The organism is Arcicella sp. GW458-12-2-14-TSB2 (assembly GCF_059423785.1).
Window position 1 is genome coordinate 1 of the sequence record NZ_JBWKYN010000195.1, and the last position, 10,842, is coordinate 10,842.

Consider the following 10,842-nt stretch of genomic DNA (forward strand, 5'->3'; position numbering starts at 1 on the left):
AATAATGGTCTTTTTTAACCCATATTTTCTTGAATAATATACGTTTCTAAATTTCTTGGATAATTTTAATCAGTAGTTGAATTGCTTTGCAAAAATTATCTAAATGTGTACAAATATTGATAAATTGGAAGAGAATTAGACTGTATTTTTGTAACGTATTAACTATACGGTTTATTGAAAATTACATCTTTTAGCCGTTTTAAACCTTTATTTTTTGTGAAATTTTATAAATATCAAAGGCTACTTTTTGCAAATCTATAAATTGTTCTACAATCAAAAGGGTATCATCATCTTCTTTAAAATGATGTTTCAAAGGCAAAATTTTCATGTCAGTATTGATGACATTTTGTTCATTGATTAATATCATCATTGACTCGTGTAGTAGTTTTTCAGAATTCGTAGCAATTTCTTTAAGTTTTTCCATTGCAGGAATATCTCCCGTATGTTCCATTATATACAATGCTAACGTAGCTACGTACGAAGACATCAAATGATTTAATACAGTAAATTTGTGTACTTCTTTGATACTTAGTTGTTTACTTTTAGGTTCTGAAAACATCCTTTGGAAGGCAGACGCCAAATTGGCACTACGAACGTATACTTCTTTACGAATAATTTTATAAGGAATTTTATCATATCGTTGCCCGAAATAATAGGTAGTTACCTGATGATAATAGGCCAAATTGACTTCAATCATTTCTACCAAAACTGTTTTGAGTTTCTGATGTTCCCAGCTTGGTAAGAACACATGGCTAGCTACATAAGCGATACTTCCGCCAATGATGGTATCATAGACTCTTTCAATAAAAATTGCTCTGCTTCCCATTCCTAGGAAATCGTATAGAATCAGGATAAACGGAGTCATGAATAATACACTGACTACATAGTTTTTACGTTGAAAGCTATACGCACCCAACATGCAGATTAATAAGATAGCAAAAAGTGCGGAACCATCTTCCACCCAAGCAAGGATACTCATGCCTATAATGGCACCGATAATAGTACCAATCAAGCGGTGATAATTTCGTTCTTTGGTTAAGCTAAAAGCTGGTTTCATGATGACCATAATCGTCAGCAAAATCCAGTTGCTATGTAGAAAATTATAGGATTGGGCAATGATAAAGCCAATCAGCATTACGACGGCCACCCTAATAGCATGGCGAAAAATCTCTGATTTAAGCGCGAGATTCTCTTTGAATAAACCAAAGTCATATTCTTCATGAGAGATAAAATAAGCTGATTGGGTCTGACTTTTTGTAAGTTTCCTTGCTTTTCTATCTTTAAAATGCCCGTTGATTTTCTTGATTCTATGATAAATATTTTCAACATTTACTTCTATATTTTTTAAAGCCTGCACGCCAGTTTCTTTAAATTCACTGCCGTATTCTCCTCTTTCTAGGGCTTCAATTTCCAGTTTTAAATCCCTGATTTCACGTGGTAAGCGGAGCGAAATTTGTGGTTTTGCATCAGCTTTTAGCGCATATCCTACCTCCTCTAATTGATCAGACATGTGTAATAATACAATCTCAAATTGTTTTAAAATACCTATTTCATCAAATTGTTTATGAAGGGTTTGATAGCTATAGAAGGTAGACATAATTTGTTCGAACAAGTCCATCACATCTACAAAAACGATTACTAAAAAACGCCCTTGTTGGGTAGACTCCCGAACAATTTCTCGGCTTTTAAAAAGCAAATCACGTACAGCATTTTGCTTTTCATTCACTAATACTTGGCATTCTAGTAGTTTTTTATAATTCTCGTCATAATCCATTCCTTCTTTATAAAAACCCGCTTTGATTCTCATAAAATGAGAGACCTCAATTACGCAATCACCTAATGACTGTTGGGCTAGTCGATAAGGCATAATTTTATACAAAGAAATACTAAGGGCAGAGTACCACAAACCTCCACCTGCAATATAAGCTGTGTAGAGTAAGATGTCTGTAATAGAACGAATATCACCAATGCCTAACGTCATGACTAACAAGGCCGCAGTACCAATGGATGCAATACGGTTTCCATATACGTATAGCATGGAAAACAGAAAGCTAAAGCTTAGGATAATAAAGCCTAGTGCGTATACGGAAATATTGGCGAAGCCAGTGAGTAAAGAGACAATAGAAACGACGAGCGTAGTAACCAACATCGCATTGCGACGATGGGTAATAGGACCGGGGGTATCGGCAATACTGGCACATAAAGCACCTAAGGAAACCGTAATGCCTATTTGTAATAAACCAAACTGAGATAAAATTAAGCTAGGAACCAACGCACCAAAAGTAATTCTGAGTCCGTCACCGAAGTAGGAACTCAAGACAAAATTCTTGATTTCATTGGTTGTTTGTTGTGTTTTTGAGGTCATGTCTTGCTACTTATTAAGTGATTTAGCGAGTGGTAGCTTTTCATTAAAAGAGTCGATTAAATAATGCTAAGGCTCTTATTTTTCGTTTTTATGCTACAATCCTAAAGTCTCAAAATCAGTTTTTGTAAAAATAGATAAAATATTCAAGAATCTATCACTAACATTGATACTTGCATTTTGATTATGCCATACATTTGATATATTGCTTTAAAATACTAACCTCGCTTCCGAAAGACCATGAATAAGAAATCTATCATACTCATTTGCTTCATTGTTTTTAAGTTTATCCTTCAATATAATTTAATCCATCCTATTTATGATTTACACCGAGATGAGTATCTGCATCTCGACCAAGCACACCATTTAGCATGGGGATATTTATCAGTTCCGCCCGTTACTTCTTGGTTTTCGTATATCATTTTGCAATTGGGCAATGGTATATTTTGGGTGAAGTTTTTTCCTGCTCTATTTGGTGTATTAACCATGGTAGTAGTCTGGAAAGCCATTGAAGCGTTAAAAGGAGGTATTTTCGCCCTGATTTTAGGGGCTTGTGCTGTTACTTTTTCTGTCATTTTACGAATCAACACACTTTATCAGCCCAATTCTTTAGATATTCTTTGTTGGACTTTCCTATATTTTTCGCTGTTAAAATACTTCATCACTAGTCAAAACAAATGGTTGTGGATTGCGGCTGTTACTTTTGCATTTGGCTTCTTGAATAAGTACAATATTGTATTTTTATTGATAGGCTTTATTCCTGCTTTGATACTGAGTCCACATCGGAAAGTATTCAAAAACCCACATTTATACATTGCCGTATTCATTGCGTTTTTGCTCGTACTTCCTAATTTAATTTGGCAGGTAAATAATAATTACCCAGTTTTGCATCATTTGGCTCTGCTTAAAAAATATCAATTGGTCAATGTTAGTAGAGTCGGTTTCCTCAAAGAACAGCTATTCTTTTTTACTACTTCACTCTTTGTGCTTATAGCCGCACTTATTTCTTTTTTTATCTACAAACCCTTTAAAGCGTATCGAGTGTTCTTTTGGGCATTTGTATTTACCTTATCTACCTTTGTTTATTTACAAGCGAAGGATTATTATGCCATTGGTTTATACCCAATTTTATTAGCTTTTGGCTCAGTATATTTAGAAAATGTATTGAACGAAGGCTGGAAAATATACCTTCGTCCAGTAGCAATTTTGATTATTCTGTTACTGTTTATACCCATGTACAGAATTGCATTTCCGAATGTTACACCCACTGAAATACAAGGAAGATTAGCTAGTTATAAAAAGTTTGACATGTTAAGATGGGAGGATGGTAGAGACCATACGATGCCACAAGATTTTGCAGATATGCTAAGCTGGAAAGAACTAGCACAAAAAGTAGATAGTGTTTATGCGGGTATCGCAGACAAGGAACATACTCTGGTACTTTGTGATAATTATGGACAAGCTGGGGCTATCAATTATTATTCGAAATTCCCAAATATCGGAGCTGTTACTGTTAACGCTGATTACATCAATTGGTATCCGCCTCTGGATAAAGTTGAAATTAAGAACATCATTTTGATACAGTTTGCTGACGATGATGATAAAAACCGTGAAAAAGAAAGACCGCTTTTTCAATCAGTATTATTAACGGGCAAACTAGAAAATCCTTTTGCCCGAGAATATGGAACGAGTATCTATTTGCTAAAAGATGCCAAAGTTCCAATCAATCATTTTCTGATTGAAGATATCAAAGAGGAAATGAAAGATTGGAATGATTAGCGAAGGGCTGACAACGTAACATCAATAATATCTTGATAAGCAGCCTTATTCGCACCCGACTTTGCTGCAACTCTGATGCCTGAAATGGTATTGAACAGGAAGCGAGCTAAGGCTCTTGCATCATTTTGGTTGGTAATTTCACCTAAATCTTGCCCTTTTTTTACAAGATTATAGAAAGCCTCTTCTATGTCTTGCATATTGTCTTTGACTATTTTATGAATCTCTGGGTCGTGGGGTGCTAGCTCTATCGTACTGTTTGTCATAAAACAGCCTTTGCTACAAATTGTATTAAGGCTATCATTCGCAAGCATTTCTAAGAGCTGCTGGATGGTTTGCAAGGGACTGACAGATTGCTTTACCATATCAATCAGGCCTCCTGCGGCTTGTTTTCTATATTGTTCTAAGGCTGAAATATACAACTGATGTTTATCCCCAAAAGTATCATAGATGCTGGAACGGCTCAAGCCCAAAGAATCTACAACATCCTGCATCGAAGCGCCATTATATCCCTTAAACCAAAACAAATCTATTGCTTTGTCCAAGATTTCTATTTCATTAAATTCCTTTGTCCTTGCCATGATATTGATCGTTTTAAAATAATACGAATAGCTTTGCCGAATAATTTCAAGCAAAGCTATTTAAACGGAATGAACATTCCAAATATAATCAAAAAAATTAGATTACTACTGGATTTACCAATAAACCACCATCAACAACAAGTTCGGTACCAGTAATAAATGAAGAGTCGGAAGAAGCTAAGAATACTACAGCTTTACCAATTTCGCTTGACTGTCCGAAACGATTCAATAGGATTTTCTTGCCTAATATTTCGCCAAAACCAGCTACTTCTTCATGTCCTAAACCTAATTTTCCGTAAAGTGGTGTTTCAACAGGACCAGGAGAAATAGCATTGACACGTATTTTTCTTGGAGCTAATTCAGTTGCAAATACTCTATTGAATGCCAAGATAGTAGCTTTACTACCAGCATACACACTAGAATTTGGCATACCAACATGGGCATTGATAGAAGTGTTGAATACAATTGAAGCACCGTCGTTTAAAATAGGTAAGAATTTTTGTAATGTAAAGAATACACCTTTTACGTTAACATCCATAATGGTATCGTAATGTTCTTCAGAGGCAGATTCTAAAGGCGCAAAAGCCGCAATACCAGCATTCAAGAAAATAATATCAACTTTACCATAAGTAGCTTTTACTTCTTCAACCAATTTATCAATCGATTTCAAATCTGCTTGGTCTGCCACGATTGCCTTTGCATTAAGCTCAGTAGCGGCGGTTTCAAGGGTTACTTTATTTCTGCCTGTAATAATTACTGTAGCACCTTCTGACACTAATTCTTGAGCTGCTGCATATCCGATTCCGCTGTTACCTCCTGTAACGATGGCGATTTTATTTGATAATTTGTTCATTTTTTTTGTTGTTTTAAATTCCAGAATCCATATCTGGAATGTTTGTTCCGTAAAGGTAATATATTTGGAACGAACATTCCAAATAAAATTGAAAAAAAGATGAAAAATATTTTTCCACCTCTTTTTTTATATTATAAAATGCTTATTCCTGAACGGTAAGAGCCATTAAACCAATGATAACATCATTGCAAAGAGAGATTACTTGAATAGATTTAATCGGTTTTAGAAGAATCGGGAATTGATAAACGTTGGCCGCTCCGCCATCAATCGCCATATTACTAAAACCTTTGATACTGCTATACTTTGGATTTTCTTTGATAAATTCTCCTGTTTTTAATAATAGGCGAGGAGGGCGTTCTGCTTTTGAATATTTAAAAGCCTTGCCATCATAAAAATAGTCTTGCTCAATGGGCCACCAATTGTTCGGATTGTGTAATTCAAAAGAAGTCTGTTCTCCGCTTTCATAGTGAACAACTACTTTACCGTTTATCATCTGGCTTTGCATAGGATTGGTAGTACCAGCCATCAATAAATGCATCGCATGACCTTGTATTTTTTGTTTAGGACGTATATGCAATGTATCTGGAAAATTATCCCATTTACTAGCAAAAGCAATATTCACCTGATTCGTATCAGCGGGCGTAGCAAATGGAATTTGTTGATAATGAATGAATCCATTTTGTTGTTTTGCTTTTTGACGAAGACCTGAGTCATCAATAATTGCTTCCACCAAGGGGTAACACCAATTACCAATACCTTGAACGGGCAATTGCAACGTAGCACTTTGTGGGCGAGGAGACAAGTACTTGTTTTTGAAAATACGAGTTACCTTATCATTGAATGAACTACTTAAATCTATCGAATGATATACATTGCTTTTTATGCTTTCCTCAGGGTTTATTGTAGCCTGTTCTATTTTAGGTATTGCTCGTTTTGAGACATTGTTCACGGCCTTATTTTCTTCAAATAACACTTTCACTAAAAATGCTTTACCTTTTAATGCCTTTATTTCAAGGATTGGCTCATTATTACCGTTTTGTGTCCATGCATATTTTACAGGTTTTCCATTAAGTACAACAGACTTTACTTTTTGGTATTCCGTTGAAATCCTTAATATTAGTTCAGACGATTTATTCCAAAAAGTTTTAATGTCGTATTCATATAGTTTAGCGTTTTTCTTGAGGTTAAATTCAATGTCAGCCGTTTTTAGCTTGGCATAAGCCCATTCATTGGGAAGTCCGGGTTCAATCAATAGTTTTCCTTCTAACAACTGCGGTCTAATTCCGAACAAACCTTCTACTAAGCTTCTGCCAGCCATACCTATGCCGTCGCCAAAGTCTCTATACAGTTCGCCTCTGATGGCATCCAAACTTGATAGTTGCTCAAATCCACCCGGCGAAGCAGAAGTATAAAGACTTTCGATGATGGTGTTACGCCAAATTTCATAGGCTAAGTTTTTATTACCCGCTTGCCAACAAGCTAATGAAGTATGGAGGTTTTCGCCCAATGCTACATTGTTGATACTCCATGTGTAAGGTTGCCAGTTGGTAGTACTCAACTGATAAAAATTTTGCTTAAGTTCAGGGATGCGGAAAGGAATATGAGGAATATTTTTTTCAACATATTCAGTCATCTGATATTGTTGTTTGGGCGAAGCTGCTTGTGCATCAATGGCATGATAGATGGTCCAAAGCCCCGCAGAAGGGTGTACGGATTGCAGGCCCAAAGCATCTTTGTATTCAGCAAAACAGCCTGTTTCATCTAGCCAAAGTTTTTCTTGTAACGCTTTATAAATCTTATCGGCTTCGTCTTGATACGGCTTTGCATTTTCACCCAACAGCTTAGCTAAGAACGTTGCTGAACGAAATGCTCGGTAATTGTAAGCAGTAGAGTGGGTAACACCACCGCCACTATATTGCAAAGCGTCACTAGCCCAAATGCAACAATAAGCATCATAAAGCCCGTCGTCATCAGCGTCGAAATTATGTTTTTCCCAAGAGAGGTGTTTTTTGATAACTGGCCACATCTCACGTAAATAGGTAGTATCGCCCGTCCAATTGAAATAATTTAAGAGTTGGTCGATATACACCAAATTCATATCATAATGGTGTGCCCGAATATCACCATTTGGATTTCTGCAAATGTAGCCTTCTGTAAAAATACCTTTTCCAATTTTTTCAAGTTGGCGAGCCAAGTGCATCACAGAATCAGGTGAAGAATCGGCTAAAGGAAAAGCTTCACCCACTTGTGATTTAGCATAAGCAGAAAAGTGCGTTTTCGCTCTGTCGTGTTGCCCCATTACATCAGCGATATAAGGTCCACGCCAAGCAGGCAAACGCATCCGCCAAGCCACGGCACCGTGCATATAAGTAGGACTATCCCAAATGGCATCCGCCGCTAAACTTAGGGCTTGTCCCATAGGATTTAGCAACGTATCTGGTGTTTGAATTTGGACGGTATTAACAATTTTTTGACGAAGTATTTCATTCTGTTTGACAAATGCAGGAATCGCTGAATAGCCAAACCCCACCTTTCCTTTTTGAATATAGAGGTATTGTTCTGTGTTTTTTAAATCACCAATACCTGCCAAACATGGATTTGAAACTTTACTAGCATAAGAATTTACCTCAAGAGGAGATTTTTGGGCGACTGCATCAGTGATAGATAAGCTATAACTTTCAGGGAATAGTCCTGATACGACTTGGGTAGAATCCTTTGGTAAATATTGTATGCTAAAGGTGTTTTTAACGATGTTGATTTTATTGTTACTACAGTTCTCGGCTTTTAAATAAAAGCTACTCTCAGGGTCTGCCCCAATATCACCGTCTCTTGAAAACTTTTTCCCTGTAATTCCTCCAAACAAAATAGTCAGTTGCGTATCCTTAGGTTTGTTTCCTTCAATATGATAAGCTATCAATAGAGCTTCTTGTGAATAAGTAGCGGTTACTTTTAACACCAAAGTAGCGTTACCCAATAATTCATCTTGAATTTTATAGAGCATCGCTCCGTCTTGATACACTGTTTGTATCTTTTGTGCTTCCGAAAGCCATTTACTTTTTGTGCCATTCAATAAGCCAATTTTGCAATTTCCGCCCATACCTGGTAAGTACAAAGCAAACTCTGGAAAATCGCCAGCTTCTACCCTAAAGGCTGAATTGCCACCATATAAAGCTCGGTTGAATTTCTGTTTAGGATTTACACAAACAAAACCATTCCCGTTGAAGGGTTTATAATGAAGATTTTTAACGACTGCATTTGTTTGTGCAATAATTTTAAATGAGGTTACTAAGAAGACTAAGAATAGTACTTTTTTCATGAGTTACTAGTATTAAGAGGAGTTGTGGACTTATGTTATAAAACTAACGTCGGTATTTGTTTACTCAATATTCCAAAGATTTGAGCAATTGACCCTCTTGTTCACTCACGTACTTATTCTATTCCATGGTCTGTGTAGTGTTGACCCTCGCGGTTACCGTTTGAGTTGATGCTTCATCTAAAGCTAATTCCTTGCTGTCCTATTTTCTGTGATAATGATTATCTTTATTGAGTTATTTTTTGACTTTCTCCAACACTTTTCAGTATATTCACAGTTACTTTCTTATTTTTCTACTGTTACTGCTTCCTATTTTCTTTCGTCTTTACGAAACAAAGAATAATTGATAAAAAGTGAATTTCCTTATCGGCCCAAGACTGTGGCTTGAATTATCTCTACCCGACTTTTTTTAATGTAGTGTCAAATGCACATGAATTAAGACCCACATAGAACAAAATAACTATCAGATCAAGAATATTTACGATTATGTCAAACGAGCATTCGCAACTTTATCTTAGTGCCAAAAAAGTATGGAATACAGTGGTAAAAGAAGAGCCTGGATACCCACTCGAATTAAAATTAAAGTTAGAATTACATAAGCAACTCCTTAATCTCTTTCAGCCAGGAACTTATTACTATTATGTCTTTAATATTTTTCAAGCAGACTTTGATTTTGTAAGTCCGGGCGTTACCAACGTGCTAGGCTATATGCCCGAAGAAATGGATATTCACTTTTTCTTAGACATAATACATCCCGACGATAAACCTTACTTTTTGCAATTTGAGCAACGAATTACAGAGTTTTTCAAGGATTTGCCCTTTGAAAAAATACCAAAATACAAAATGCAGTACGACCTTAGGATGCGTACTAAAGACAATCGCTATATACGACTGCTACACCAAGCGGTGCAAATAGATTTTGACGAAACGAACTATTATCGTACGTTGGACGTAGACACCGATATTTCGCATATAAAACAAGATGGCGTTCCTTCGTTTTCCATCATAGGACTTGACGGAGAGCCATCATACTATAATATTACTGAAACCAATACCCTTACGCTATCTAATACCCCGTTTACACCAAGAGAAAGAGAAATTTTAAAAATGATTGTAGAAAATAATAGCAGTAAAGAAATCGCTGATAGGCTTTTTATAAGCTTGCATACCGTAAGTACACATCGCAAAAATCTACTAAAAAAAGCCAATTGTAAAACACCTGTAGAGTTGGTGGGTAAAGCGTTGCAGGAGGGGTGGGTATGATTTATTCGTTTTCGGCAACCGCAAGGGTTGCCGCTACTCTGTTTTGGCGTAGTGTTTCACTACGTCAGAATGTCAGGTGCTCTTAGAACACAACGTTTAGTGGTATGCTGAAAAATATCAAATGCGTTGCATTTTTGCAATGTAACATTGCAACACGCTCTGACGTAGTGAAACACTACGCCAAGCAAGTGAAACTGCAATTTAATTTGTCGTTTTAAGTTGAAAAATACTTAGAACATCAAGGATGACTATTAGTTGTCCATTTTAAACACAAAGTACTTCGTGAAGAAACGAACTACAGCAAAATCGTTTACCCATAAACTTTCATTAATTTATTGAAATTTCTCCATAATTTACGACTCTGTTTTCTTATGCCTGATGAAAGGTTAATATCTATCATAGAGTTATCAGCTTTATAAATATAACTCAAATAATTCCCCCAATTATATTCTTTAGTTTTAAAATATTGGGTTTTGTCATCCTTTGAAGGTCTATAAATCAATTTTCTTTTTGAACCTCTAAAAGTGAATCTTTTATATAGTTTAGATTTAAAAATTCTTTTATCAGGATTTTTGCTATTTTTAGCTAATGAAGCAGACTTTTTAAAAGATTTTATCATTGACCTATAAAACTTAGAAAAACCAGAAGTTTTAATCAGCACTTTTTGTCCATTATATGAAAATCCTAGATATTC

Annotated in this window: 7 protein-coding genes; 2 read left to right on the forward strand and 5 right to left on the reverse strand. The window is 35.8% G+C overall.

What is annotated here, in order from left to right; translation table 11 throughout:
* Positions 1 to 199: 199 nt before the first annotated feature.
* The gene (locus AC07XN_RS20810) at positions 200 to 2,365 is read right to left on the reverse strand and encodes an FUSC family protein (RefSeq protein ID WP_494744438.1); all 2,166 of its coding nucleotides are present in this window, start codon (positions 2,363 to 2,365) and stop codon (positions 200 to 202) included.
* A 237-nt stretch (positions 2,366 to 2,602) separates the two neighbouring features.
* Here AC07XN_RS20810 and AC07XN_RS20815 point away from each other — a divergent pair, with 237 nt between their 5' ends.
* Positions 2,603 to 4,141: a glycosyltransferase family 39 protein gene (locus AC07XN_RS20815; RefSeq protein WP_494744439.1), complete on the forward strand. Its 1,539-nt coding sequence runs from the start codon at positions 2,603 to 2,605 to the stop codon at positions 4,139 to 4,141.
* Here AC07XN_RS20815 and AC07XN_RS20820 read toward each other — a convergent pair.
* The 3 genes from AC07XN_RS20820 to AC07XN_RS20830 all read right to left on the reverse strand — a co-directional run bounded on the left by AC07XN_RS20820 (position 4,138) and on the right by AC07XN_RS20830 (position 8,888).
* The gene (locus AC07XN_RS20820; RefSeq protein ID WP_494744440.1) at positions 4,138 to 4,719 is read right to left on the reverse strand and encodes a TetR/AcrR family transcriptional regulator; all 582 of its coding nucleotides are present in this window, start codon (positions 4,717 to 4,719) and stop codon (positions 4,138 to 4,140) included. The genes AC07XN_RS20815 and AC07XN_RS20820 overlap by 4 nt on opposite strands.
* 97 nt (positions 4,720 to 4,816) lie before the next feature.
* Positions 4,817 to 5,572, reverse strand: coding sequence for an SDR family oxidoreductase (locus tag AC07XN_RS20825; protein WP_494744441.1), 756 nt, complete (start codon positions 5,570 to 5,572; stop codon positions 4,817 to 4,819).
* A 142-nt stretch (positions 5,573 to 5,714) separates the two neighbouring features.
* Entirely contained in the window at positions 5,715 to 8,888 is a 3,174-nt protein-coding gene (locus AC07XN_RS20830; protein WP_494744442.1) for a DUF4450 domain-containing protein, read from the reverse strand.
* A 483-nt stretch (positions 8,889 to 9,371) separates the two neighbouring features.
* Between AC07XN_RS20830 and AC07XN_RS20835 the strand changes: the two genes are divergently transcribed.
* Positions 9,372 to 10,148: a LuxR C-terminal-related transcriptional regulator gene (locus AC07XN_RS20835; RefSeq protein ID WP_494744443.1), complete on the forward strand. Its 777-nt coding sequence runs from the start codon at positions 9,372 to 9,374 to the stop codon at positions 10,146 to 10,148.
* Positions 10,149 to 10,458: 310 nt separating this feature from the next.
* On the opposite strand, the gene AC07XN_RS20840 is transcribed toward AC07XN_RS20835, so the two are convergent.
* Positions 10,459 to 10,842 (reverse strand): hypothetical protein (locus AC07XN_RS20840; RefSeq protein WP_494744444.1); only part of this gene is annotated, 384 nt, incomplete at its 5' end.